The 23,621-nt window shown below is 54.4% G+C and carries 25 protein-coding genes and 1 pseudogene; 8 read left to right on the top strand and 18 right to left on the bottom strand.

All coding sequences use genetic code 11. The annotated features are described in order from the left end of the window. Nucleotides 1-122: 122 nt before the first annotated feature. Together dbpA and F3J29_RS05490 are read right to left on the bottom strand one after the other, a co-directional pair. The gene (dbpA, locus tag F3J29_RS05495) at nt 123-1,496 is read right to left on the bottom strand and encodes an ATP-dependent RNA helicase DbpA (RefSeq protein WP_166863649.1); all 1,374 of its coding nucleotides are present in this window, start codon (nt 1,494-1,496) and stop codon (nt 123-125) included. 152 nt (nt 1,497-1,648) lie between these two features. After that, on the bottom strand, nt 1,649-2,152 hold the full coding sequence (locus tag F3J29_RS05490) for a DUF1543 domain-containing protein (RefSeq protein WP_166863647.1): 504 nt from the start codon (nt 2,150-2,152) through the stop codon (nt 1,649-1,651). 177 nt (nt 2,153-2,329) lie between these two features. Between F3J29_RS05490 and F3J29_RS05485 the strand changes: the two genes are divergently transcribed. Beyond that, nucleotides 2,330-2,749: a DUF2000 domain-containing protein gene (locus F3J29_RS05485; protein WP_166863645.1), complete on the top strand. Its 420-nt coding sequence runs from the start codon at nt 2,330-2,332 to the stop codon at nt 2,747-2,749. A gap of 39 nt (nt 2,750-2,788) precedes the next feature. On the opposite strand, the gene F3J29_RS05480 is transcribed toward F3J29_RS05485, so the two are convergent. Next, nucleotides 2,789-3,016 carry a hypothetical protein gene (locus F3J29_RS05480; protein WP_166862033.1) on the bottom strand — a complete coding sequence of 76 codons (228 nt, stop codon included), beginning with the start codon at nt 3,014-3,016 and terminating at the stop codon, nt 2,789-2,791. A gap of 87 nt (nt 3,017-3,103) precedes the next feature. On the opposite strand from F3J29_RS05480, the gene F3J29_RS05475 reads away from it, so the two are divergent. Beyond that, entirely contained in the window at nt 3,104-3,634 is a 531-nt protein-coding gene (locus F3J29_RS05475) for an RES family NAD+ phosphorylase (RefSeq protein WP_166863643.1), read from the top strand. Nucleotides 3,635-3,645: 11 nt separating this feature from the next. Here F3J29_RS05475 and umuC read toward each other — a convergent pair whose 3' ends face one another. Both umuC and umuD read right to left on the bottom strand, forming a co-directional pair. Beyond that, a complete protein-coding gene (umuC, locus tag F3J29_RS05470; protein WP_166863641.1) occupies nt 3,646-4,917 on the bottom strand; it encodes a translesion error-prone DNA polymerase V subunit UmuC in 1,272 nt (423 codons plus the stop codon). Between the two features lie 2 nt (nt 4,918-4,919). Next, on the bottom strand, nt 4,920-5,339 hold the full coding sequence (umuD, locus tag F3J29_RS05465) for a translesion error-prone DNA polymerase V autoproteolytic subunit (protein WP_166863639.1): 420 nt from the start codon (nt 5,337-5,339) through the stop codon (nt 4,920-4,922). Between the two features lie 211 nt (nt 5,340-5,550). Here umuD and F3J29_RS05460 point away from each other — a divergent pair, with 211 nt between their 5' ends. Further along, nucleotides 5,551-7,587, top strand: a complete 2,037-nt coding sequence (locus tag F3J29_RS05460) for a prolyl oligopeptidase family serine peptidase (RefSeq protein WP_166863638.1) — start codon at nt 5,551-5,553, stop codon at nt 7,585-7,587. A 130-nt stretch (nt 7,588-7,717) separates the two neighbouring features. Next, the gene (locus F3J29_RS05455; protein WP_166863636.1) at nt 7,718-8,116 is read left to right on the top strand and encodes an ACT domain-containing protein; all 399 of its coding nucleotides are present in this window, start codon (nt 7,718-7,720) and stop codon (nt 8,114-8,116) included. A gap of 44 nt (nt 8,117-8,160) precedes the next feature. Here the strand turns inward: F3J29_RS05455 and F3J29_RS05450 are convergent, their stop codons facing one another. Next, nucleotides 8,161-8,997 (bottom strand): alpha/beta fold hydrolase, encoded by an 837-nt coding sequence (locus tag F3J29_RS05450; protein ID WP_166863634.1) that lies wholly within the window; start codon nt 8,995-8,997, stop codon nt 8,161-8,163. Between the two features lie 424 nt (nt 8,998-9,421). Next, complete coding sequence (locus F3J29_RS05445) at nt 9,422-10,510, bottom strand: acyltransferase family protein (RefSeq protein ID WP_166863632.1); 1,089 nt, start codon at nt 10,508-10,510, stop codon at nt 9,422-9,424. A 334-nt stretch (nt 10,511-10,844) separates the two neighbouring features. Here F3J29_RS05445 and F3J29_RS05440 point away from each other — a divergent pair. Both F3J29_RS05440 and ttcA read left to right on the top strand, forming a co-directional pair. Next, a pseudogene (locus tag F3J29_RS05440) lies at nt 10,845-11,126 on the top strand (tyrosine-type recombinase/integrase); the annotation flags it as partial. Nucleotides 11,127-11,174: 48 nt separating this feature from the next. Continuing rightward, a complete protein-coding gene (ttcA, locus tag F3J29_RS05435; RefSeq protein ID WP_166863631.1) occupies nt 11,175-12,110 on the top strand; it encodes a tRNA 2-thiocytidine(32) synthetase TtcA in 936 nt (311 codons plus the stop codon). A 34-nt stretch (nt 12,111-12,144) separates the two neighbouring features. On the opposite strand, the gene ynaL is transcribed toward ttcA, so the two are convergent. The 4 genes from ynaL to F3J29_RS05420 all read right to left on the bottom strand — a co-directional run bounded on the left by ynaL (nt 12,145) and on the right by F3J29_RS05420 (nt 15,673). Continuing rightward, a complete protein-coding gene (ynaL, locus tag F3J29_RS22915; RefSeq protein WP_269320697.1) occupies nt 12,145-12,303 on the bottom strand; it encodes a proline-rich small protein YnaL in 159 nt (52 codons plus the stop codon). A gap of 268 nt (nt 12,304-12,571) precedes the next feature. Further along, nucleotides 12,572-13,555 carry a zinc transporter ZntB gene (gene zntB / locus F3J29_RS05430; RefSeq protein ID WP_085540792.1) on the bottom strand — a complete coding sequence of 328 codons (984 nt, stop codon included), beginning with the start codon at nt 13,553-13,555 and terminating at the stop codon, nt 12,572-12,574. Nucleotides 13,556-13,714: 159 nt separating this feature from the next. Next, nucleotides 13,715-13,981 carry a DksA/TraR family C4-type zinc finger protein gene (locus F3J29_RS05425; RefSeq protein ID WP_166863628.1) on the bottom strand — a complete coding sequence of 89 codons (267 nt, stop codon included), beginning with the start codon at nt 13,979-13,981 and terminating at the stop codon, nt 13,715-13,717. A 72-nt stretch (nt 13,982-14,053) separates the two neighbouring features. After that, nucleotides 14,054-15,673 carry a peptide ABC transporter substrate-binding protein gene (locus tag F3J29_RS05420; RefSeq protein ID WP_166863626.1) on the bottom strand — a complete coding sequence of 540 codons (1,620 nt, stop codon included), beginning with the start codon at nt 15,671-15,673 and terminating at the stop codon, nt 14,054-14,056. Nucleotides 15,674-15,841: 168 nt separating this feature from the next. Between F3J29_RS05420 and mpaA the strand changes: the two genes are divergently transcribed. Continuing rightward, complete coding sequence (gene mpaA / locus F3J29_RS05415) at nt 15,842-16,549, top strand: murein tripeptide amidase MpaA (protein WP_008461364.1); 708 nt, start codon at nt 15,842-15,844, stop codon at nt 16,547-16,549. 5 nt (nt 16,550-16,554) lie between these two features. Here the strand turns inward: mpaA and ycjG are convergent, their stop codons facing one another. Continuing rightward, on the bottom strand, nt 16,555-17,520 hold the full coding sequence (gene ycjG / locus F3J29_RS05410; protein ID WP_166863624.1) for an L-Ala-D/L-Glu epimerase: 966 nt from the start codon (nt 17,518-17,520) through the stop codon (nt 16,555-16,557). A 138-nt stretch (nt 17,521-17,658) separates the two neighbouring features. Here ycjG and tpx point away from each other — a divergent pair, with 138 nt between their 5' ends. Next, the gene (gene tpx, locus F3J29_RS05405; protein ID WP_008461361.1) at nt 17,659-18,165 is read left to right on the top strand and encodes a thiol peroxidase; all 507 of its coding nucleotides are present in this window, start codon (nt 17,659-17,661) and stop codon (nt 18,163-18,165) included. 51 nt (nt 18,166-18,216) lie between these two features. Here the strand turns inward: tpx and tyrR are convergent, their stop codons facing one another. The 6 genes from tyrR to pspB form a co-directional block, all read right to left on the bottom strand. Next, entirely contained in the window at nt 18,217-19,779 is a 1,563-nt protein-coding gene (gene tyrR / locus F3J29_RS05400; protein WP_008461360.1) for a transcriptional regulator TyrR, read from the bottom strand. Nucleotides 19,780-20,005: 226 nt separating this feature from the next. After that, the gene (locus F3J29_RS05395) at nt 20,006-21,073 is read right to left on the bottom strand and encodes a YcjF family protein (RefSeq protein ID WP_166863622.1); all 1,068 of its coding nucleotides are present in this window, start codon (nt 21,071-21,073) and stop codon (nt 20,006-20,008) included. Next, a complete protein-coding gene (locus F3J29_RS05390; protein ID WP_166863620.1) occupies nt 21,070-22,467 on the bottom strand; it encodes a YcjX family GTP-binding protein in 1,398 nt (465 codons plus the stop codon). Before F3J29_RS05390 ends, F3J29_RS05395 begins: the two co-directional genes overlap by 4 nt. Before the next feature lie 111 nt (nt 22,468-22,578). Further along, nucleotides 22,579-22,809 carry a phage shock protein PspD gene (pspD, locus tag F3J29_RS05385; protein WP_085539994.1) on the bottom strand — a complete coding sequence of 77 codons (231 nt, stop codon included), beginning with the start codon at nt 22,807-22,809 and terminating at the stop codon, nt 22,579-22,581. 211 nt (nt 22,810-23,020) lie between these two features. Beyond that, nucleotides 23,021-23,380 carry an envelope stress response membrane protein PspC gene (gene pspC, locus F3J29_RS05380; protein WP_166863618.1) on the bottom strand — a complete coding sequence of 120 codons (360 nt, stop codon included), beginning with the start codon at nt 23,378-23,380 and terminating at the stop codon, nt 23,021-23,023. Next, the gene (gene pspB / locus F3J29_RS05375) at nt 23,380-23,604 is read right to left on the bottom strand and encodes an envelope stress response membrane protein PspB (protein WP_045782743.1); all 225 of its coding nucleotides are present in this window, start codon (nt 23,602-23,604) and stop codon (nt 23,380-23,382) included. The genes pspC and pspB overlap by 1 nt, the downstream gene beginning before the upstream one ends. Nucleotides 23,605-23,621 lie beyond the last annotated feature (17 nt).

Genomic DNA, 23,621 nt, shown 5'->3' with positions numbered 1-23,621 from the left:
TGGCGTCTTTTTATTCCCTCTCCCCCATGGGGAGAGGGTTAGGGTGAGGGGAAAACACGCATACCCCGTTTCAGATACCTTCGCCCCTGTGGGAAGAAGGTCAGGCGGAGGAGAAAACGCGTCTACTTCAGCAGGCGAACCTTCACTGACTTACCCTTGATTTTGCCCTGCTGCAGCTGTTTCCACGCGTGACGCGCCACGGACTGGCGCACCGCCACGTAAACATGGATTGGGTGGACGTCGATTTTGCCGATGTCCGCACCTTCCAGCCCCATATCCCCGGTTAACGCCCCCAGAATATCGCCTGGACGCATTTTGGCCTTCTTGCCGCCGTCAATGCACAGCGTCGCCATTTCCGCTTCCAGCGGCTTCACGGAAACGCCGGACGGCACCTGCTGCCATTTCAGCGAAAGATTCAGCATTTCCGCCAGCACGCTGGCGCGCTGCGCTTCTTCCGGGGCGCAGAAGCTGATAGCCAGCCCGCTTTGCCCGGCTCGCGCGGTACGGCCAATGCGGTGAACGTGCACTTCCGGGTCCCACGACAGTTCGTAGTTAATGACCATTTCCAGCGCTTTAATATCCAGCCCACGTGCGGCGACATCCGTTGCCACCAGTACGCGGCTGCTGCCGTTGGCGAAACGTACCAGCGTCTGGTCGCGATCGCGCTGTTCCATATCGCCATGCAGCGCCAGCGCGCTTTGGTGACGCTCGTTCAGCGCATCACACACGGCCTGGCAATCTTTTTTAGTATTGCAGAAGACAACACAGGATGCAGGCTGGTGCTTGCTGAGCAGCGCCAGCAGCAGGCCGATTTTGCCCCCGCGGGAGATTTCATAGAACTGCTGTTCAACGGACGGCAGCTCATCAACGGTATCAATCTCAATAGTCTGCGGGTCGCGCTGAATTCGCCCGCTGATAGCGGCAATGGCTGCGGGCCAGGTGGCGGAGAAAAGCAGCGTCTGGCGTTTGGTCGGCGCATGGGCAATAACTTCGTCTATAGCATCGGCAAAACCCATATCCAGCATGCGGTCGGCTTCGTCCAGCACCAGCGTTTGCAAGGCACCCAGCTTCACCGTTTCTTTTTGCAGGTGATCTAACAGGCGGCCCGGCGTGGCGACGATAATGTGCGGCGCATGCTGTAACGAGTCGCGCTGGACGCCAAACGGCTGGCCACCGCACAGGGTTAAAATTTTAATATTTGGCATGTAGCGGGCCAGGCGACGCAGCTCTTTGGCGACCTGGTCGGCCAGCTCCCGCGTTGGGCACAGCACCAGCGACTGGGTTAAAAACTGGCTGGCATCAATGTGCTGCAGCAGGCCAAGGCCGAAAGCTGCGGTTTTTCCGCTGCCGGTTTTGGCCTGCGCACGGACGTCTTTTCCGGCCAGAATGGCGGGCAAGGCCGCTTCCTGAACGGGCGTCATTTCGTGATACCCCAGTTCGCTAAGATTGGCGAGTTGTGCTTCAGGTAAAGCGTTCAGTGCGGAAAAAGCGGTCACAATGGTCATCTCTTAATAATAACGGGCAGGCGCGTATGCTAGCAGATTCGCGTGGTTCAGGCGTGAGTTTATCAATTTTGCTGCGTTAGCGGGTGAAACAGTAAAAACGGCACCTTTCGTTCAGGCGCCGTTTTCCATTGAGAAGAATAGCGCTATTCGCTAATCGGCAAATAACCCTGCCATTCCGGCATGAAACGTTCGCCCTGCTCCGCTTTTTCCAGATGGATAAAATAATCCCCCACGCTTTCTAACAGCAGGCAGTCATCGACGTCTTTCAGGTTGTCTTTGTGCTGCTGATAGCTTGCGACCAGCAGGCTGGCAATCGCCTTCTCTTTTGCCTGCGCCGGATTTTCAGCCACGAAGAAATCAAAGTCATGTAGCTCCGCCAGCGTTTTCGGGCTGTAGCCGCCGACGTTGACAAAAAAGAGCTTTGGCGTTTGTTCAGCGGGTTTATCTGAAAGGCTAATGCGGTAGCCGTCGGCCCAGCGCAGCTTGCCGTAACCGTCGATATGGATTTTATCTTTGTCACCAAACCATGCAGCTCTCAGCGCGGGCCATGCGTCCTCTGGCTTCTCTGCAGCCACAAACTGGACGTCATGCACTTCAATATTGGATTTTCCGGCATTGCCGCCCACATAAAAAACGTAAAGTTCCATCTGCTCTCCTTATTAATCGTTATATAAAATAATATATAACGATTAATATTTGAATGACTTTCATGTGCCTGAAAAATTGATCGCAAGCAGGAAGATGAATAAAAAAACGATTAGTATGCTTAAATATCGCCCCTAAGCTAAATCAACGGCAGAGGCTTAAACAGATAAGGAGCCAGAATGTTTGAAGATAATGACTATAAGCTGTATGTCATCGTGAACCGCAACGCCGACGTCAGCGTGCAAATGAATGCCGTGGGCCACCTGTGCGGCGGCATTATGCTTAAAGTCGATGAGCCTGTATTTCATGACTATCCCAACCAGGATAGCGGCTTAAGCGCCTGGATGAACCATTATCCGGTGGTTGTGCTTCAGTCTAAAAACAGTAGCCAGCTGGCAACCGCGCTGGAGAAATGCAGGGAAGAAGGCGTGCTGTATAATTTCTTTACCACCACCATGCTGTCGCACTCTTCTGAGCAGCAGATAAAGGATACGCGCGACACGCCCTTTGCTGAGCTCGATTTTATTGGCATTGCGCTGTACGGCGAAACCGAAAAACTCAAACCGCTGACCAAAAAATTTTCCGTCTTTAAAGGTTAAATAAGTCGGGTAATGGTGTCTTGCGCAGTTATCCAACCCTTACCCTTCGTCTCCGGCGTAAAAATTGATGATATCATCTTCAAACCAGCAGCCCACTTTGTAGTACATCGCACAGCCAATCAAAAAGCTGGCAATGAGTATTAATGCTGTCAACAATCCTTTCACTTCGAAACGCTCTCCCATGATGCTTGCTGTGATATTGACAGGCCAGGTGAAAAAAAGTTCAGCGACGAAACTATTCTGCCCCAGCCATTTTCCGATAATCACTGACGCTTCGGTCTTTGCGATGGCAATTCTGTCACAACATTCTGGTTAACTAAGGCTGCCAATTTTCTGAGTAAACCAGGCGCCATTGTGTCCGATAACCCTCTTCATTTCAAAAATGTCAGCGGTTTCTTTTTCCGTGCTGTCCCGGTGGAATTTCTCGGCAGCGTGCTGTCACGCAGCCGGCCCGATACCCCAGGACGTTATCATCGCCCGGGGCAAACAATTCTTTATATGAGTCCGGAGCGCGAGTGGGCCAGGCTCGCGGTTGCTGCCCATATGCAAAAAGACGGCAAACCGCGGGCGCTAATCCCTCTGTATGTCGAAGGCGCACAGGTGCTGGACCAGCGAGATGAATATTCATGCCTGGCCTTAGGCATCAACCGCGATTTGTCTAATCACTGCTGGCTCAGCGCCCTGCAGCAAAATATCGAACCGCCTTCCTGGCAAAATGCCGATCGGGCTCGCCTCTCCAATGCCGATGGCATTATCGACCGGTCCCGAAGTATTCCCGACGGCTGGCACCTGAATCTATTCCGCTGGAACGAACTTGGCGGCCCACGCGTCACGGTGTGCGGGGAGCCGATCGCGGTTCCGCTTCCCGAAAAAGTGAATGTGTAACGGCGGCACGCTCAGCACACCCGCGCCTGCGGCAGATCGGCATAGCGAGTGGTATAACGCGGCGACAGCATTTCGCGCTTCATCGCCCACGGCTGCTGTATTCCCTGCCCGGCAAAAAAGAGCGTGCCTTTGCCCTGCTTTTGATTCAGGAAGTCCAGCACTGTCATCAACTTTTCGCCGTTAGGCCGTGGAACATTGCTGTCGAACAAATCAAATTGCGCCACGCCCTGACTAAAAAAATCCCCCAGCATAACGCCGGCTTTCTGGTAGCGGTGCCCCGGCTGCCAGATAGCGTCCAGACTCTGCATCGCGGCCTGAATAATATCCCGGCTGTCCTGCGTGGGAATGAGCAGCGAGACGGACGAACAGTTGCCGTAATAAGGTTCGTTCACGGCAAATGGGCTGCTTTTCACAAAGGCAGAAATCACCCGGCAATATTGGTGCTCAGCCCGCAGCTTTTCCGCCGCCCGGCCGGCGTAACTGCCGATCGCCTGGCGCATATCCTCATACTCGGTAATGCGTTCTCCGAACGAGCGGCTGCAGATGATTTCCTGTTTGGCGGCGGAGAACTCATCCATTTCAAGGCAAGACTCGCCGCGCAATTCGCGCACCGTTCTTTCCAGCACCACGCTGAAGTGCCGCCGAATAAAACGAATATCCGCATCGGCAAGCTGTAAAACCGTTTTGATGCCCATAGCGTCGAGCTTTTTCGACAGGCGCCTCCCCACGCCCCAGACTTCGCCCACGGGCAGCTGTGCCATAAGCCAGCGCTGGTGCTTTGGGCGGGATAAATCAACCACGCCGCCGGTTCGCTCTTGCCACGTTTTTGCCGCGAGGTTTGCCAGCTTAGCCAGCGTTTTTGTCGGCGCGATCCCCACGCCCACCGTCAGGCGGGTGCGCTGGCGAATGGTCGAACGGATCGTCTGGCCAAAGGCCTTCAGGTTGTAGCAATTGCTCACGCCCGTTAAATCACAAAATGCCTCGTCGATGGAGTAAGTCTCGACCCTGGGCAACAGCTCTTCAAGCACGCCCATCACCCGCTCGCTCATGTCGGCATACAGCTCGTAGTTGCTGCTAAACGTCAGCACGCCATGCCGCCTGAGCGCCTCTTTCTGTTTAAAGAAAGGTTCTCCCATTTTGACAAAGGGCCGGGCTTCCGCGGAGCGGGCGATGACGCAGCCATCGTTATTGGATAAAACCACCACCGGCTTTCCGGCTAAATCCGGACGGAAAGCCGTTTCACAGGACGCATAAAAGCTATTCACATCCACCAGCGCAAACATGCTTAGCCCGCCGCTTTAATGATAAAAGTGACGATGCCGAAAATATCGAGTGCGGCTTCATCGGGGACGGGAATCGGTGCCCAGGCGCTGTTCATCGGCAATAGCATCACCGTGGGGCGAAGCTGCAGGCGCTTCACGGTGAATGCCCCGTCAATCGCCGCAATCACGATATCGCCCTGTGACGCCGTTCTTGAGCTGTCCACAATCAGCAAGTCTCCTTCGCCGATCCCCCCTTCTACCATCGAATCCCCCGCCGCCTTCACAAAATAGGTCGCGCCGGGATTGCGCACCAGCAGCTTATTGAGATCGATACGTTGCTCAACATAATCCTGGGCCGGGGAAGGAAAGCCGCACTGTACCAGGTCAGCGAAGAGAGGAAAGGAAGCGTCCGGGCAATAGGGTGCAGGTTTGAGAAGGTTCATGATACCGCCAATACAAATACTGTTTATATATACAGTATCAGGTAAAAAAGACACTTCAAGTAGGAAAACACGCACTTTTGCTAAGCCCTTCGTTTTGCAAGCGAAAAAATTCGAGCATGCTGGCAGAAACCACAAAAGCCTTCAGGTGTACTGAAAATAAGCATAATGATATGGTCGGTTGCAGGCCCGTTACCCAACAAAAGGACGCGTGATGACACAGCCAGTGAGTCAGGATTTGCTTAGCCAGCTCGAAACCCCGGAAGATGCCGCGGCGCTAAGCTGGGTGGAAAAACAAAATAAGCGCACCACGGACAGGTTTGCCACGGGAGAGCGCTTCCAGCAGATGCGGGGCGCGATCCTGCAGTCGCTGGACGATAAAACCAACATTCCCTGGGGGAGCCATTACCGCAACGCGGTGTATAACTTCTGGCAGGATGACGAACACCCACGCGGCATCTGGCGCCGCACCACTGAAAGCTCTTACTTTACCGCTGCACCAGAATGGGAAACTGTGCTGGATGTCGATCGCCTGAACGAAGAGGAAGACGCGAACTGGAGCTATCACGGCGCCGATCTCCTCCACCCGGACTATTCCCGGGCGTTAATCTTTTTATCCAGCGGCGGCGATGCCTGTGAAATTCGCGAATTCGATCTGGTGAGCAAAACGTTTATCACCGGGGGATTTTTCCTGCCGGAAAGCAAAAGCTCGGTCAGCTGGCTGGATAAAAACACGCTGCTGCTGGCGCTGGACGCGGGGGAGGATACGCTCACAACTTCCGGTTATCCACGCAGCGTCTATCGCTGGGCTCGGGGCACATCGCCGCAGGATGCGCCGCTGATCTACGCCGGTGAAGCAACGGATATGGCCGTTTCCGCCTGGCATGATGATACCCCCGGTTTTGAGCGGGATGTGGTGCACTGCAGCAAAGACTTTTACCACGGGCAAACCTGGCTTTTGACCGGGCAGAACACCCTGACGCTTATCGCCATTCCGGAAGATGCCTCCTGCGGATTTTTCAAAGACTGGCTGCTGGTGACGCTCACCTCCGACTGGCCAATAGCCGAGACTGTCTGGCCTGCAGGCGCTCTGTTGGCGATTGATTTAGCTGATTTTCAGCGAGGTGAGCGCAATTTCATTTCGCTCTTCACGCCAAATTCGCGCACGACGCTGCAAGGCTACAGCTCAACCCGCGATTACCTTCTGCTGAACCTGAGCCAGGACGCCGTTGAGAAGGTCGAATTTGTGAAAATCGACGGCGGCCAGCGGCACTGCATAAAAACGCTTGAGCTGCCCGATTTCACCAACGTTTCCGCCGGCGGTATCGACGATGAAAGTAACCGCTACCGGCTGGTCAGCCACGGTTTCCTGCAGCCCCACAGTCTCAGCTATGGCGATCTGGACGACGACACGCTAAGCCTCGTGAAACAGGATCCAGCCTGCTTTGACGCGGGAGAATTTAGCGTGACCCAGCACTTTGCCCTTTCGCTGGATGGCACCCGCGTCCCCTACTTCCAGGTGGCCGCCAAAGCGCTGGCGCTGTCCGGTGATAACCCGACGCTGCTGTACGGTTACGGCGGATTCGAGGTCTCTTTAACGCCGCATTATCTCGGTGCCAAAGGGGCGACATGGCTGCAAAAAGGCGGAGTTTACGTCGTCGCTAATATTCGCGGCGGCGGTGAATATGGCCCTGCATGGCACCAGGCTGCGCTCAAACAGCACCGTCATCGCGCCTGGGAAGACTTTACCGCTGTTGCGACCGACCTTGCGGCGCGAAAAGTCACCTGTGCCGCAAAACTTGCCGCTCAGGGTGGCAGCAACGGCGGTCTGCTGATCGGCAATATGCTCACCGACTACCCGGAATTATTCGGCGCGCTGGTGTGTGAAGTCCCGCTGCTGGATATGCTGAACTATCCCCGCTGGCTCGCGGGAGCCTCCTGGATTGCCGAGTACGGCGATCCGGATATTGCCGAAGAGCGAGAGTGGCTGCGGCGTTATTCTCCGTTCGACAAGGTGTCAGCCGGGGTGGATTACCCACCGACGCTATTCACCACCGGTACCCAGGATGATCGGGTTAGCCCGGCCCACGCCCGTCGAATGGTGGCGCGTATGCAGCAGCAAGGGCACGAGAACGTCTGGCTGTATGAGGAAACCGATGCCGGCCACGGCAGCGCGCCGGAGAATAGCCAGATTGCGTCCCATCAGGCCATGATCGAGGAGTTTGTCTGGCAAATGCTAACCGGGAAATAAGCATGGGCGGTGCGTAAAAAGCGCACCGCCTCATCATTAGCACATCTAATGCAATAGCATATTTTTTAATTTTTATTTATTGCTCAAACGCTATTTAATTCGACCTCAACCAATGAAAGGAGGCCGATAAATGGCTGGCGAGAATAACCTGGCAATACTGCTGAGCAATGCTGCTCCGGAGCTGAATCCGGGAAAATATGTTTTTTGCACTTTACCCGCACCTTCGGCGGAATTAAAAGATGCCGCCATAGTAACCGTCCGCGAGGCTGAAGGCGTCACGCTGGTTCTGCCGCAGGATCTGGCGGATAAATATGCCGTTAACTACGATTACGTTGCCAGCTGGATCACCCTCAAAATTCACTCATCTCTGGCCGCCGTCGGCCTTACTGCCGCATTTTCACGCGCGCTGGCGAAAAAAGGTATCAGCTGTAATGTGGTGGCAGGCTATTACCACGACCATATTTTCGTGGCGCATAAAGATACCGAAGCAGCCATGTCGGCCTTGTCATCTTTAGCATCAGAGGCATAACCGGGGAAAGGGGAAGCTTTCGGCCTCCCCTGATAACAGCGGTATCAGCTGCGGATAAATTTCAGTATATCCGCATTGATGGTGTCGGCATGCGTGGTATGCATTCCGTGCGGATAGCCGGGGTAGATGTGCAGCGTACTGTTGCTGAGCAGTTTATCCTGCAGGATAGCCGCATTTTTGTACGGCACGACCTGGTCATCATCGCCCTGCAGGACCAGAACCGGCACGGTAATCGCCTTCAGATCTTCTGTCTGATCGGTTTCTGAAAACGCTTTGATCCCTTCATAGTGGGCCTTGGCGCTACCGGCCATGCCCTGCCGCCACCAGTTCCGGATACTTCCCTCAGAAACGTCAGCCCCCTGCCGGTTAAAGCCATAGAACGGGCCAGAGGCAACATCAAGGTAAAACTGCGCGCGATTTGCCGCCAGTGCCTTACGGAAGCCGTCAAACACCTCGCGCGGTGTCCCGCCCGGGTTACTCGCCGTTTTCACCATCAGCGGCGGAACGGCACTGACTAAAACGGCTTTCGCAACGCGCCCCTGAGGCTGGCCGTATTGAGCGACATAGCGAGCCACCTGCCCGCCGCCGGTTGAATGGCCGACGTGCACGGCATTGTTAAGATCCAGATGCTCTACCACCGCCGAGGCATCCGCCGCATAATGATCCATATCGTGCCCGTCGCTGACCTGGTCAGAGCGGCCATGCCCTCGCCTGTCGAACGCGATAACCCGGAAACCTTCACCTAAGAAAAACAGCATCTGGTTATCCCAGTCATCCGCGCTGAGCGGCCAACCGTGATGAAAAACAATCGGTTGAGCCGTTTTCGGCCCCCAGTCTTTATAAAAAATATTGACCCCATCTTTCGTCTTTACGAATGTCATAAGTCTCACTCCTGGTTGCTATGAATTACGTTTAACCTGATAAAGCATAGTCGATGAGTGGAGCGTTACTTTTTTGCAGGTGCCAGGAGTGTGGCAGCGAATCGTTTTACTGACGCGGTGTCTGGCCGCCATCTATAAGTCAATAATTTTCTAAATATTCGATCAACTATCAAAGAGAGCGTTATTTATAATAATATCTCTTGGGGGATTATTAATTTACTGGTAAATGGAACTGCTCGATGGGATCAGATGAAAGATACATTTCCATTCCAAAGCAATACCGATCGCTCGGGCAAGAATTCTTTTAAATCTCTCTCATTCGGTCTATATATCTGCAACCCCAGTCTGCTCATAGCTCAAGCAGTAAGCGAAAAAATCACGTCATAAAATAAAAAACCGGCAAAACACCGGTTTTTTTGCTCTTCTAATCTGCCAGTAATCTTTTCTCAGAGTTACCAAACTTAGAAAGCAAATATTGTTTCAAAGCTTTGGAGGCCTTTACTTCCAAAATTTTGTATGATAAATGAGAGAGTAGCCATGTAAGTATCAATGCAATCAGAACGACCACCGCGCCCTTGTCCGACTTCATTATATATTTTGTTACAATAAGCATTACAGGGTTGTGGAGTAAGTATACAGAAAATGAAATTTCACCCAGATAAAATAAAAACTTCGGAACATAGCTGTCTAACCAATTACAGTTCAACACAATAGCAAGGAAAAGCAGGGCCATAAATAAAGCCGATGATTTTAATCCATGATCATTAAAATTATGGTAAAAGCAATAAAATGAAACGATAGCCAATGAAATAACTAATAAGGGAACGGAAAGCAATTTTGATGGATTGTTAAACCTGGCGTATAGCAGCGCAATCACAACCCCTAAAACAAATTCATACATTATTGGGTTTGTTAAGAATGTCAGAAACTCAGATTTATAAGGATAACCTTCAATTCTTATGCCAGGCGTAAAGCCAGATAAAATCGGAATCACAATTAATACAATTGAAAATATTGCAATAAGCGCCATCACCTTACGTTTAAATAAGAATGATATCGCCATTAACGCATAGAAATACATTTCATAATTCAGCGTCCATCTAACGCCGGTAACATAATTAACGTCTATATAAGAAGGAGCATACTCAGTTGTTACGGGCATAAACAAAAACGACCGAATGAAACTGAGCGTTTTATCTTCGTAGTGGAATATACTCATTGCGCCGCCAATAGCAAAGCCCAAGAGTATGAAAAAGAGATACGCGGGGTAGATTCGTGAAAATCTATTTATTACGAAATTCACTGCCGATGTTTTATTTCTTCCTGAATAGACCATAATAAAACCACTCAGAATAAAGAAAATTGTCACCCCCAGCCCACCAGAGTTAAAAACAGCCGACACAAATTTATTGTTTAAATCCAGGTCAAGTTGCCATTTGTAATGAAACAGAACAACAATAATAGCCGCTAACCCGCGCAAAGCCTGTAGCGATTTAAGTGAATGTGTCGACATAGATGATTCCAATTTTTTCCGGTCGGTAATAATACCCTCCGTGCACATGGTTATCAATAGGCGTAATCTCCGCTTGCTCTCCAAATGGAGACAGTAAACAACTGGTGAATGTTTAAGGGATTGCATGTTTTTTATTGACACTATGTGAATACAATCGCTATTTACAGGTTTTTTAAATTTCATCATTACCGAACTACATTTATTCAGATTGCAACCATGAGCCGCATCATGAATATTCAGCCTGGCAATTGCTTAAACATTCGCCACCCGCCCTCTCAGTTTACTGACATCAACCACCGGCGGCTTTAGCTCAGTGAAAACATTACCCGCTACGCCACGGATGCATGGGAGGGAACAAAAACCATATTACAATGCATAAGGCAAGGGTGAACGACGAGACGCTGCTGTAAAACGTGCTGGAATTCGCCGCCGGAATCCGTACCATACACGCCACACTTACGCATGCTGGTTATTATCGGCCGGTGAGAACCCCTCTTTTATTGCAAGTCAGATGGGGCATGAAAACGCGCAGATGGTTTATGAAGTCTATGCTGCATGGATTGAAGAGCTGAGCGGCGACCAGGTGAATATGCTCAACAGTAAGCTGGCGCTTTGAAAAAGTTTGCCCCTTATGTGCCCCTTTTGGTTTCAGAGACAGTAAATAATGCAATCGAATCAAGAAGCTACAAAGAAAGAACAGTACAACCTGAACAAGTTACAAAAACGCCTGCGCCGTAACGTGGGTGAAGCGATTGCCGATTACAACATGATTGAAGACGGCGACCGCATTATGGTTTGCCTGTCCGGCGGCAAAGACAGCTACACCATGCTGGAAATCCTGCGTAACCTGCAGCAAAGCGCGCCCATCAGCTTTAGCCTCGTGGCGGTAAACCTCGATCAGAAACAGCCGGGGTTCCCTGAGCATGTGCTGCCTGCCTACCTGGAAAGTATCGGCGTTGAATACAAGATTGTGGAAGAGAACACCTACGGCATCGTGAAAGAGAAGATCCCGGAAGGCAAAACCACCTGCTCTTTGTGTTCGCGTCTGCGCCGCGGCATTCTTTACCGCACCGCCACCGAGCTGGGCTGTACCAAAATCGCGCTGGGCCACCACCGCGACGATATTCTGCAGACGCTGTTCCTGAACATGTTCTACGGCGGCAAGATGAAGGGCATGCCACCGAAGCTGATGAGCGACGATGGCAAACATATCGTTATTCGCCCGCTGGCCTACTGTCGCGAGAAAGACATTGAGCGTTTTGCTATCGCCCGCGAATACCCAATTATTCCATGCAACCTGTGCGGCTCGCAGCCAAACCTGCAGCGCCAGGTGATTGCCGACATGCTGCGCGACTGGGACAAACGCTACCCGGGCCGCATTGAGACGATGTTCAGCGCCATGCAGAACGTGGTGCCATCGCATCTCTGTGATACTGAATTGTTTGATTTCGCAGGTATTACTCACGGTTCAGACGTGGTGAACGGCGGCGACCTGGCGTTCGATCGCGAAGAGATCCCTATGCAGCCGGTCGGCTGGCAGCCGGAAGAAGACAACGCTGACGCCCCGCAGCAGCGTCTGGATATTCTGGAAATTAAATAATCCCCAGTCCCTCTCCGCCCGGAGAGGGAAAACTTCAATGGTGTGTCGGCGGGTCGATTATCGGCCTTGGATCCGGGTCTGTCGGCGGATCGGGTATGGGCTGCGGTCTGGGAAGTGGGTCGGGTACCGGCACGGGTTCGGTGGGAAAAGCCGGGTCGCTCATCATCAGGCTGTTGCGATACAGCATCGTCATCTCCTGCGTGGGTGAATCGCCCTTTAAAGCATAGTCTACAAATCGCAGGCAAAAAAAAGCCGACTTTGAAAGCCGGCATTGTATGAATCAATTGTGCTATGCAGTAATTCTAAAAAAAGGAAGTAAGACAATATGGAGCGCAACGCCCATCGCTTGACGTTGCATTCACCTGCAAGAGAGAGTTTGCCCCGGCGTGGCTTTCGGTTTCTTGATTTGGCTCAATAACAGCGCCGTTTTCGCCTACAAAGCCGTGCGAAATCCCGCAATTTTACAGCCATTTACTGCGATGTAACCACCAGGCAACACCACCAATCATAACCACCAACATTATGCAGAACAGCGCGAAGCCGAAGGCCCAGCCGCCGCCGGGAATACCGCCGAGGTTCACACCGAACAGCCCGGTTAAGAACGTGCTGGGTAAAAATACCATCGCCATCAGCGACATGGTGTAGGTCCTGCGGTTTAAGGATTCCTGCATGACCTGGGAGATTTCATCAGTCATCACGCCGGTGCGGGCGATGCAGGCGTCGATTTCGTCCAGCCCCCTGCCCAACCTGTCGGCAATGTCCTGCATGCGGCGGCGCTGGTCGTCGTTCATCCAGCTGAGCCGCTCGCTGGCCAGGCGCGCATAGACGTCACGCTGTGGAGACATATAGCGACGCATGACAATCAGCTGTTTACGCAACAGCGCCAAAGCCCCACGAGGCGGCACCTGCTGGTCGAGCAGGTTGTCTTCGAGGTCGATGATTTTATCGTGCATTTGCTCGATAAATTCGCTGGCGTGGTCGGTGAGCGCATCGCAGGCATCCACCAGCCAGCTGCCGCAGTCGGTCGGGCCGGTGCCTTCATTCAGGTCGTTCACCACATCGTCCAGCGCAAGAACCTGCCGCCTGCGGGTTGAGACAATCAGCCGTTCGTCAATGTAAAGCCGCACGGCCACCAGCTGGTCCGGACGCTCATCGGTGTTGCCGTTGATACAGCGCAGGGTGATAAGCGTGCCGTCACCCACGCGAGAAACACGGGGACGCATGCTTTCACCGGCCAACGCCTCCCTGACATAGTTTGGCAGCAGCGGCGTGTTGGCCAGCCAGTCGGCGCTGTCGGCGTTGGTATAATTCAGGTGCAGCCAGCAGGGATGCTCGCTGTCGATAATTTCATTGCTGTCGAGAGGCCTCACGCCGCCCTTGCCGTCCAGCTGCCAGGCAAACACCGCATCCGGCACGTGCAGCTCGCTGCCTTTAATTACATCCACTGCGCAATCCTCAAGCTGAGTCAGTTCTTTCTGTCAGTCTAGCCATCTCTGATACGAAGGCAACCACCAGAGGTTATCAAACGCGCTGAATTTGCAGAGAAAAGAGTAAATAAAGCTTAACCGGAAACATAAAAAAACCGGGCGATGGCCCGGTTCTTACTAGCGTAACTGGCTGTCTTTCGATCCGCGGCGGTTATAGCCTGAGAACGTGGCCCGGTGCGTATCTTCCGCCTGCTGGCAGCTGATACATAACCGCACGCCCTGAATCGCTTTACGCCGTGCTTCCGGAATGCGCTGGCCGCATTCCTCGCAGTACTCCAGGCTTTCGCCCTTCGGGAGTTCGCTGCGCGCTCTGGCCACGGCGTCGTCCACGGTACTGTCGATTTGCTCCTGGACAGCACCGTCATTGGCCCAACCTGATGCCATTTCGTCACCTCCGCAATCGCTATGCCTGAGGTGACTATAATAACACTTTTTGTGGCTAAATTTTAGCCATGCTTAGTGTTTGATAATATACATCGTGCGGCTGTAGGCCACGTCTTCCGGATTGTTGATCGGATAGCCCTTCAGCCACGGTTTGATCAGGCGGCCATTGGTGTACTGGTAGATTGGCGCGATGGGCGCTTTTTCCTGAATGATTTTTTCGGCGGCGTTGTAATCCGCATTCCGCGCCTTGTCAGTGGTTTCCTGCGCGGCCTGGGACAGCAGTTTGTCGTATTCAGGGGAACTGAAGCGTGAAATATTCCCGCTGTGGGTAGACGTTAGCAGCGACAGGAAAGTAGACGGTTCATTGTAATCCCCTACCCATGACGCACGAATGACGTCGAAATTGCCGGTGTTGCGGCTGTCGATGTAGGTTTTCCACTCCTGGTTTTGCAGCTTCACGTCAACGCCCAGATTTTTCTTCCACATGGAGGCAACGGCAATCGCTATCTTCTGGTGGTTTTCGGAGGTGTTGTACAGCAGCGTTAATTTAAGCGGTTTGGCATCGCCATAGCCGGCGGCACGCAGCAGCATTTTCGCCTGGGCGTTCAGCTCCTGCTGACTCATATCTTCGAAAGGAGAGCGATCCGGCTTAAAGCCCGCGGTAACGTCAGGGGTAAAGCGCCAGGCTGGTTTCTCTCCCGTGCCCAATACTTTATCTGCCATCAGGCGGCGGTCGATAGTCATACTCAAGGCGAGGCGAACGCGGGCATCTGCCGTCGGCCCTTTTTGCGTGTTAAACGCATAATAATAAGTGCCAAGCTGCGGCGGCGTGTAAACCTGCCCCGGAATGTCTTTCAGCAGTTTCTGGTAGAGGTTTTTCGGGAAAGATTCGGTAATGTCGATATCCCCGGCCAGGTAACGCTTGGTGGCCGCCGATTCCTGGTTGATCGGAATAAAGGTCACTTTGGTCAGCACCGTTTTTCCGTTGTCCCAGTAATTTTTATTCGGCACCACAACCAGCTTCTCGTTCACCACGCGGTCCTGCAGCGTAAATGCGCCGTTGCCCACGAGATTGCCGGGTTTCGTCCATTCATTACCTGACTTTTCAACGACCGCTTTAGGCGTAGGATAGAAGGCAAAGTTTGCCGCCAGGCTTGGGAAGAACGGTACAGGTTTATCAAGCTGCACGCGCAGCGTTTTAGCATCTACGGCGGTAACGCCGAGCTTATCAGCCGGCATTTTCCCGTCGATAATGGCCTGGGCGTTGGTGATACCCGCCAGCGCAGCAAACCAGGCAAACGGTGAGGTATTTTTTGGATCAACCAGGCGCTGCCAGCTGTAAACAAAATCCTGCGCGGTGACAGGCGTTCCATCCGACCAGCGGGCGTTATCACGAAGTGTAAACGTCCAGATGCGGTTGTCGTTGCTTTGCCATTTGGTGGCAACACCCGGCACCAGTTCACCCTTTTCATTTTGGTTCACCAGGCCTTCAAATAAATCGCGAATAACCTGAATTTCCGGCAGGCCAACGGCTTTGATAGGATCCAGGCTCGCGGGTTCATCTTTAATATGTCTGACTAACTCCTGACTGCTCGCCAGCTTCGTTCCCGCAGGAACATCCGCCGCCCAGGCGCTTTGCAGCATGGCGGCCACGGCCATCGCACAACAGCTAAAACTGAGGCTTTTTTTCATCGCTTTCCTTCCGTGTTTTTGCATTCAGGAGATGTGTGTAAGTTACTGTAGCGTAATTTATTCTTTTGATTCCAGGAAAAAGCTCACATCTGCGGATTAAGGTGAGTTTTCCTTAAAACATTGCTATTAATGACGTTAATAGCCGCTTTATTCAGTGAGAGGAATATCATGCCCACGACCCGCCCTCGCCCCCAGCGCGGCCATCTGCCGCCGGGCTGTGAACGCTACGGCAAATCGGTATTAGGTGCGCCGCTACTTTATTTCCCCGCCACGCAAACGGAAGAACGCAGCGGGCTTATCATTGCCGGTACTCATGGCGATGAAAACGCCGCGATGGTGGCGCTTTCCTGCGCCTTAAGAACACTTGAGCCACAGTTCAGGCGCCACCATGTGGTGCTGGCGGTGAACCCGGACGGCTGCCAGCTGGGCCTGCGCGCCAACGCGCACGGCGTCGACCTGAACCGCAATTTCCCTGCCGCCAACTGGAAAGCGGGCGATACCGTTTACCGCTGGAACAGCAGCGCGGATAAGCGTGACGTGGTGCTTTCTACCGGGCAAACGCCGGGTTCCGAACCGGAAACCACCGCGTTATGCCAGCTTATTCATCAGCTGCAGCCCGCCTGGGTAGTCTCTTTTCACGATCCGCTGGGCTGCATTGAAGATCCGCACAGCTCCGCGCTGGGACACTGGCTGGCGGAAGCCTTTGCGCTCCCGCTGGTGACCAGCGTTGGCTACGAAACGCCGGGTTCGTTCGGCAGCTGGTGTGCCGATTTAGGCCTGCCGTGCATTACGGCTGAATTCCCGCCGATTTCAGCCGATGAGGCCAGCGAGCGCTACCTGCGGGCGATGACTGACCTTTTACACTGGCACAGGTAAAAGCATTAGGGATAAAGTTTTCCCGTTTCAAAATGCAGCGAGGGCTCCACGTCGACGGCAAGCCAGGTGGGGCCATCGAGGTCGGCAAAGCGTACCTTAGCTGCCAGCGGTAAAGCGGCGGCAATGGCGCGGGATGTGCAGAGCATACAGCCTAGCATGACATCAAAACCCTGTTCCCGCGCGGCCTGAGCCAGCAATAATGCCTCTGTTAAGCCCCCGGTTTTATCGAGCTTAACGTTCACCATGTCATAGCGCCCGACAAGCGCGGGCAGGCTGCTGCGGGTGTGGCAGCTTTCGTCGGCGCAAATAGGCAGCGGGTGAATAAAATTCGCCAGCGCATCATCATCCCCCGCCGGGAGCGGCTGTTCCAGCATCGCCACGTTGAGATCGGCCAGCAGCTGGCAGCGGGCGGCCAGGCCATCGCTCCGCCAGGACTCGTTGGCATCCACAATCAAAATGGCTTCCGGCACCGCCGCCCTGATGGCGACCATTCGTTCGGTGATGAGGCGATCGTCCAGTTTCACCTTGAGCAATCGGGCACCCTTCTGCCAAAGCAAAGCCGCTGAGGCAGCCATTTGTTCCGGGGCGGCAATCGTAACGGTTTGCGCCGTGGTCACCATTTCCGGCAATTCGACGGCGTTCAGGGCCGATATCGTGGTGTGTTTCAGGCGGGCTTCCAGGTCCCAAAGCGCGCTGTCAATGGCGTTTCGCGCCGCCCCGGGCGGAAGAACCTGCTGTAATTCAGCGCGCGTCATACCGCGCTCAAGCTGTGAAAGTACCGTGGTGATTTGCGCCAGTACTGAAGCATCGCTTTCGCCATAGCGTGGATAAGGCGTGCATTCGCCAACGCCTTTTATGCCGTCCTGTTCGATGTCCACCACCACCACAACCGCCTCGCTGCGGGTTCCACGCGATATCACAAATGGCGTATGGAGCGGCCAGGCTTCCTGGTAAACTTTCACTGTTCTCATTATCAGTCTCCCTTGGGGTTATCGCCTGAGTATAGCGAGCCCACGCTTTTGCATGTACTTTCAGTTTTTTATGTTCATCACGGATTTCCTGGAATACACTGTTCCCGGCGTTAATTTTATGTAAAAGGAAGATTAAACATGTCACAAACCGTTCATTTCCAGGGCAACCCGGTCAAGGTTGCAGGTCAGATCCCACAGAAGGGCAGCAAAGCCGCCGCTTTCTCTCTGGTCGCGAAAGATCTTTCTGACGTTGCGCTGAGCCAGTTTGCCGGCAAACGTAAAGTGCTGAATATTTTCCCAAGCATCGACACCGGCGTGTGTGCCGCGTCCGTGCGCAAATTCAACCAGCTGGCTACCGAGCTGGATAACACCGTTGTGCTGTGTATTTCTGCCGACCTGCCGTTCGCGCAGTCCCGTTTCTGCGGCGCTGAAGGCCTGAACAACGTTGTCACCCTGTCCACTCTGCGTAACCCTGAGTTCCAGCAGACTTACGGCGTCAGCATTGCCGAAGGCGCGCTGAAAGGCCTGACCGCACGTGCGGTAGTGGTTATCAATGAAAACGATGAAGTGATCTTCAGCGAGCTGGTGAATGAAATCACCACCGAGCCGGATTACGCTGCGGCACTGGACGTGCTGAAGGCTTAAGCCTCAGACCTGTATGAAAAGAAAACCCCGGATTTCCGGGGTTTTTTGTTTTTACTCTTCGCCCTTCTTCTGGCTCAGTCCGTACTCACGCAGCTTGTTGGCGATCGCGGTATGGGAAACTCCCAGCCGTTTTGCCAGCTTACGCGTGCTTGGATAACTCCGGTAAAGCTGCGTCAATACCGAGCGCTCAAAGCGGCTGGTAATATCGTCCAGCGAGCCTTCCATCGCCTCTTCCCCCACGGCCAGGCTGGCCGAGTCAAAGTCCGGCAGCAGAATGTCCTGCGGGCGCAGCTCGTAACCTTCCAGCTGAGTTAACGCGCGATAAATGGCATTTTTCAGCTGACGCACGTTGCCCGGCCAGCCGTAGCGGGTCAGCACGCTGCTTAAATCGTGTGACAGTTTAGGCCGCGGCACCCCTTGCTCGTCGGCAAAGCGCGCCACAAACAGTTCCGTCAGCGGCATGATATCCTGCGGGCGATCGCGCAGCGGCGGCAGGTTCAGCGTCAGCACGTTGAGGCGATAATAGAGATCCTCGCGGAACTCGCCTTTCTGCACCAGCTCCACCAGATTTTTTTGTGTCGCGCAAATCACGCGGACATCAACATGCACCTCATGCTCTTCGCCGACGCGACGGAACGTGCCGTCGTTCAGGAAGCGCAGCAGTTTGGTCTGCATACGCGGCGACATTTCACCGATTTCATCCAGCAGTACCGACCCGCCGTTGGCCTGCTCAAAGAAGCCTTTTTTGCCTTCGACGGCGTTGGCATAAGCTCCGGCCGCGTGACCAAACAGTTCGCTTTCGATCACATCGTCAGGAATGGAGCCGCAGTTCAGCGCCAGATAAGGTTTTTGCGCTCGCGGGCTGCTCAGGTGGCAGGCATTGGCCAGAAGATCTTTGCCCGTGCCGGTATCGCCCACAATCAGCAACGGGGCATTCAACAGCGACAGTTTGCGCGCCTGCTCAACCACATGACGCATTTTCTGGCTGACGGCGACAATCTGGTCAAAGGCGCTGAAATCGCTGCTGGAGAGGTTTTGCAGCTGGCGTCCCATGCGCACGGTAGAGCGCAGCATAACAACCGCGCCAACCAGCAGCGGCTGATTATCTTCGCCATCCAGATGAACCGGGGTGATCTCCAGCAGGAAGTTTTGCCCGTGGATCACAACATGTTCGGTATGGGAATCGTGCGGTTCGCTCTCCAGCCAGCGGGTAAAGTTAAACCCGCTAATCAACGTGCCCGCATTATGGTTACGCAGACGATCTTCGCTTTGCCCGAACAGCGCGCAGCTTGCCGGATTGGCCAGTTCAACTTTACTGCGCATATCCAGCGACAGCACCGGCTCCGGCAGCGCTTCAAGGAGTGCGCTCAGGGCGCGATGTTCACGTTCGGAAGGCATCCACGGCACTTTACGCACGTCGGTAACGTCAGGGATGCGGCGAATTTCCGCCATCAGGCTGCTGAAAGATTCAAAATCAAGGGAGGAAAAATTAAGGTAAATACGCCCAATCGGGTCAATTTCGATACCGCGCAAATCAATGCCGCGCAGCACTAACAGATCGAGCAGTTCACGAGTGAGACCAAGGCGGTCCTGACAAAAGACTTCCAGACGCATGCAGGTGACCTTATGTTACGGAAAACGGCCTATACGACCTTCAGCCAGGCTGAAGGACCTCATAGAGTTGCAGGGATAATAACGCAGTTAGCCGTTGGCAAGAAGATGCCTGTCATGAAATGTTGACACTAAAAGACAAACCACTGGTCAACAAGCGTGAAATTTATACGTAAGCTGTAAACAACAAAGGGCAGCCGAAGCTACCCTTTAGATCAATCTAACCGATTCAGTTTGCTGGTTTGTTTTTCCCGGAGGCCAGCGTCTCTTTCAGCTGAACCAGCAGCTGTTTGCGGAAATCGCCCAGCCGTGGCTTGTCATCTTCCAGCCAGGGTAGCGGGCGACACAGCTCCATCGCCTTAATGCCCAGACGGGCAGTCAACAGCCCGGCGCCAATACCCTGCGCCGCGCGGGCCGAAAGTCTGGCGGCTATATCCTGTGACATCCAGTCCATACCAACTTCACGCACCAGCTCGCTCGCCCCGGCGAAAGCAATATTCAGCAGCACCAGGCGGAACAGGCGAATACGGCTGAAATAGCCCAGTTCGATACCGTACAGCGTGGCGATGCGGTTGATCAGGCGCAGGTTGCGCCAGGCAATAAATGCCATGTCCACCAGCGCCAGCGGGCTGACGGCGATCATCAGCGTGGATTCGGCGGCCGAGCGGCTAATTTCACGCCGGGCCTGCGCGTCCAGCACCGGCTGAACAAGCTGGGCATAAAGCGCCACGACTTCCCGGTCGTTGTGGGTTTCATGGATCGAGGCATACCAGCGCTGCAGCGCCGGATGGCCTTTGTCCAGCCCGGCCTGGCTGGCCAGTTTTTCGCAGAACGCTCGCCCTCTGCCGGTGCCGTGACTGGCGAGCAGCTCCCGGGCCTCGTCGCGCTCTTCGGCACGCTGGCGCAAACGCCACAGCCGCCGCCATTCGCTGGCAATCGAGCCGACGCCAGCCGCAACGATAAGCCCTCCGGCAACGCCACCGCCAAGCGCGATCCAGTCCTGAGTCACAAAAGCGTTGTGGGTCCACTGTACGCCCTGGGCCACGACGCTGACGCCAAACAGCGCCAGTCCGGCTGTCACCATTTTGCGCCACAGGCTGCGTTTCGGCCTTAAAGCAGCTTCAATAACGGCCTCGGCCTGCCCTTCTTCGTCGGCGAGCGTTTCAACGCGGGTGGTGACCGGGGTAAACTTTTGCGCTTCCGGTTCACTGAACGCGTGTGCCGCTTTCCAGTCCTGCTCTTTTTCCGCCTCCAGCGGCTGCGCAAAATCGATGCGCGGTTTAATAGGATCGCTCATCGCAATTTATCTCCAATTAAAAATTCCAGCGCCGCGTCCAGCCTGATGTGCGGCAGCGGACGGTCAACGTCCATCACCTGCGGGCGGAACTGCTCAAACTGAAAACCCTGATTTTGCCAGAAAGCATTGCCGGGCAGGCGCGAAGGCACCTCCCCCGGATACACCGTCAGCGGCGCACCGTCGCTCAGGCGATTGCCGCGCAGCGCCGGGATTTGCTCCCCCTGCACGTCCACCATGCCGCTTTGCGTCGCCTGCACGGAAGCCAGCCCCATACAGTCCATACTGATGCCTTCGAAGGCCGCATTTTGCCAGGCGTCCTGCACCAGCTGTTGCAGGAGAGAAACCATGTTAGCGTGCTGGTCTACCGTAACATGATCGGCTTTGGTGGCGGCAAACAGCAGCTTATCGATCACCGGGGAAAACAGGCGACGGAACAGCGTGCGCTGCCCGTAGTGGAAGCTTTGCATTAACTGGGTTAACGCCAGCCGCATGTCGTTGAACGCCTGGGGCCCGCTGTTGAGCGGCTGCAGGCAGTCCACCAACACAATCTGCCTGTCAAAGCGCAGGAAGTGGTTCTTGTAGAACCCTTTCACCACCTTTTCACAGTAGTAATCAAAACGCGCGCGCAGCGTACCGATGTTGCTGCCCTTATCCGCCTGGGCAAGCTTCGACTCACCAAAGCTGTCCACGTCCGGCCACGGGAAGAACTGCAGCGCGGGCGCGCCCGCCATGTCTCCGGGCAACACAAAACGCCCCGGCTGAATAAAATGCAGCCCTTCTTTTTTGCAGCGCATCAGGTAGTCGGTCCACGCTTCGGCAATCGCCGCCAGGCGGTTTTCATCGGCGGGAGCGAGAGGATCTAAACCCTCGCAAAGGCGACGCCATTCCGCCGACCACTCGGCACGCTGGCCCTGCAGCAGGCCTGTCATCTGGCGCGACCAGCTCAGGTAATCCTGCGCCAGCATAGGCAGGTCGAGCAGCCACTCCCCCGGATAATCCACAATTTCCAGGTAAAGCGTGGACGTGTCTTTGAAGTGGCGCAGCAGCGAATCGTTGGAGCGGTAGCGAAGCGCAAGGCGCATTTCGCTTACGCCACGAGTCGGCGTCGGCCAGGCCGGAGGCGTCCCAAACAGCTGCGCCATGCCTTCATCATAGGTGAAACGCTGAATGCCCAGATCGCGCTGCGGCACGCGCTTAACGCCGAGCAAACGCTCTTCACGCGCGGCGCTAAGCATTGGCAGCCGTGCGCCGGTGTGAATGCCCAGCAACTGGTTGACCATCGCGGTGATAAATGCGGTTTTACCGCTGCGGCTCAGCCCGGTTACCGCGAGGCGTAAATGACGATCGACGCCCCGGTTTACCAGGGCGTTAAGTTCGTTTTTGAGTCGGTTCATAAGCGTCCTGATTGCCTTCCGCTGCAGAAAATAGCTTTATTGATAATATCAAATGGGGCTGATTACCGAGAATCAAAACATTAAGCAGGAGGGATCCCTGCGCGAGGAGGGTTATTTTGCCATGCGGCGATCGTAACGATCTGAGACGTTACGCAGGATGCGGGTCAGTAACGGCTCCAGCACCACGGCCAGCACCATTTTAAGCGGACGACGGGCAACGGATTTTATCGCCCACGCCGCAAAACCCGCCGGGCCGAACCGCAGCGCGGCAAGTAAAGCAAGCTTCCCGGCAAGTTTCAGGCCTGGTTTAGCTTTCTGGCTGACGGAATGGAATGTAGTCATAGTCTCTCCAAAAGCGGTTAATTGCGTTGTGGGCCAGCCGTTGAGCCTGGTCGCCCTCACCCCGGCCCTCTCCCCCAGGAGAGGGAGAAAACCTGTTTATGCCCTCTCCCTCAATGGCAGAATAGCGCCTGTTTGTCCCCTCTCCCTCAGTGGCAGAATCGCGCCTGTTTGTCCCCTCTCCCTCAGGGAGAGGGTTAGGGTGAGGGTTGTTTTACAGCTGACGAAAACGGCTGCGCAACGTGAAAGTGTCAGACGTAATGTAGCGCTCCATCGAGCGTAAACGCTGCTCACCGGCAGCCAGCTCCGCATCCACCGCATTCAGCAGATCGCGGCTGGTGGGCTGGGCGTTTTTTTCATCTGCACCGTAGGGCATCGGATCCAGCACAAATGTCATCACGATGTAGGCCACCAGCACAAAGAACGACAGGCCAAAGAATATCGATAAAATCGCAATGGCGCGCACCAGCTTCACCGGGACATCAAGATACTGCGCAATGCCCGCGCAAACCCCTTTGATCATCCCTTTTTCAGGGATGCGCCACAGCTTACGACCGGAAAATGAATTCACCATTAGTTGTTTCTCCAGTTCGGGTGTTCGGCATCAAGGATCTGTTCCAGAGACTGAATACGCTCCCGCATTTGTCGCGCCTCATCGGTCAACTGGGCGAGGCGCTGCTGTTCACTCTGTGAAAGCTGCTCCCCGTTAGAACGGTTGCTGTAGTGAAGCCACAGCCAAATCGGCGCCACGAACAGCACAAAGATGGTCAGCGGGATAGCAAGAAAAAGCGCGGTCATGTGTACTCCTTACAGGT

Origin of the sequence: Enterobacter sp. Cy-643 (assembly GCF_011752815.1) — a bacterium.
Lineage (GTDB): Bacteria > Pseudomonadota > Gammaproteobacteria > Enterobacterales > Enterobacteriaceae > Cedecea.
The sequence above is the reverse complement of the archived record's forward strand: the minus strand, read 5'-3'. Positions and strand labels throughout refer to the sequence as shown.

Bases quoted from the DNA above. Each gene is read 5' to 3' on its own strand.
- umuD (WP_166863639.1), bottom strand. From the start codon at position 5,339: ATGAACCTTCTCAAACCTGCACCCTATTGCCCGGACGCTTCCTTTCCT.
- F3J29_RS05420 (WP_166863626.1), bottom strand. From the start codon at position 15,673: ATGAAAAAAAGCCTCAGTTTTAGCTGTTGTGCGATGGCCGTGGCCGCC.
- F3J29_RS05460 (WP_166863638.1), top strand. From the start codon at position 5,551: ATGACACAGCCAGTGAGTCAGGATTTGCTTAGCCAGCTCGAAACCCCG.
- pspC (WP_166863618.1), bottom strand. From the start codon at position 23,380: ATGGTGAATTCATTTTCCGGTCGTAAGCTGTGGCGCATCCCTGAAAAA.
- mpaA (WP_008461364.1), top strand. From the start codon at position 15,842: ATGCCCACGACCCGCCCTCGCCCCCAGCGCGGCCATCTGCCGCCGGGC.
- F3J29_RS05490 (WP_166863647.1), bottom strand. From the start codon at position 2,152: ATGGAACTTTACGTTTTTTATGTGGGCGGCAATGCCGGAAAATCCAAT.
- F3J29_RS05485 (WP_166863645.1), top strand. From the start codon at position 2,330: ATGTTTGAAGATAATGACTATAAGCTGTATGTCATCGTGAACCGCAAC.
- pspD (WP_085539994.1), bottom strand. From the start codon at position 22,809: ATGACTACATTCCATTCCGTCAGCCAGAAAGCTAAACCAGGCCTGAAA.
- ycjG (WP_166863624.1), bottom strand. From the start codon at position 17,520: ATGAGAACAGTGAAAGTTTACCAGGAAGCCTGGCCGCTCCATACGCCA.
- F3J29_RS05390 (WP_166863620.1), bottom strand. From the start codon at position 22,467: ATGAACCGACTCAAAAACGAACTTAACGCCCTGGTAAACCGGGGCGTC.
- pspB (WP_045782743.1), bottom strand. From the start codon at position 23,604: ATGACCGCGCTTTTTCTTGCTATCCCGCTGACCATCTTTGTGCTGTTC.
- ttcA (WP_166863631.1), top strand. From the start codon at position 11,175: ATGCAATCGAATCAAGAAGCTACAAAGAAAGAACAGTACAACCTGAAC.
- umuC (WP_166863641.1), bottom strand. From the start codon at position 4,917: ATGTTTGCGCTGGTGGATGTGAATAGCTTTTATGCGTCCTGTGAAACG.
- tpx (WP_008461361.1), top strand. From the start codon at position 17,659: ATGTCACAAACCGTTCATTTCCAGGGCAACCCGGTCAAGGTTGCAGGT.
- F3J29_RS05445 (WP_166863632.1), bottom strand. From the start codon at position 10,510: ATGTCGACACATTCACTTAAATCGCTACAGGCTTTGCGCGGGTTAGCG.
- tyrR (WP_008461360.1), bottom strand. From the start codon at position 19,779: ATGCGTCTGGAAGTCTTTTGTCAGGACCGCCTTGGTCTCACTCGTGAA.
- F3J29_RS05425 (WP_166863628.1), bottom strand. From the start codon at position 13,981: ATGGCATCAGGTTGGGCCAATGACGGTGCTGTCCAGGAGCAAATCGAC.
- F3J29_RS05455 (WP_166863636.1), top strand. From the start codon at position 7,718: ATGGCTGGCGAGAATAACCTGGCAATACTGCTGAGCAATGCTGCTCCG.
- ynaL (WP_269320697.1), bottom strand. From the start codon at position 12,303: ATGACGATGCTGTATCGCAACAGCCTGATGATGAGCGACCCGGCTTTT.
- F3J29_RS05395 (WP_166863622.1), bottom strand. From the start codon at position 21,073: ATGAGCGATCCTATTAAACCGCGCATCGATTTTGCGCAGCCGCTGGAG.
- F3J29_RS05450 (WP_166863634.1), bottom strand. From the start codon at position 8,997: ATGACATTCGTAAAGACGAAAGATGGGGTCAATATTTTTTATAAAGAC.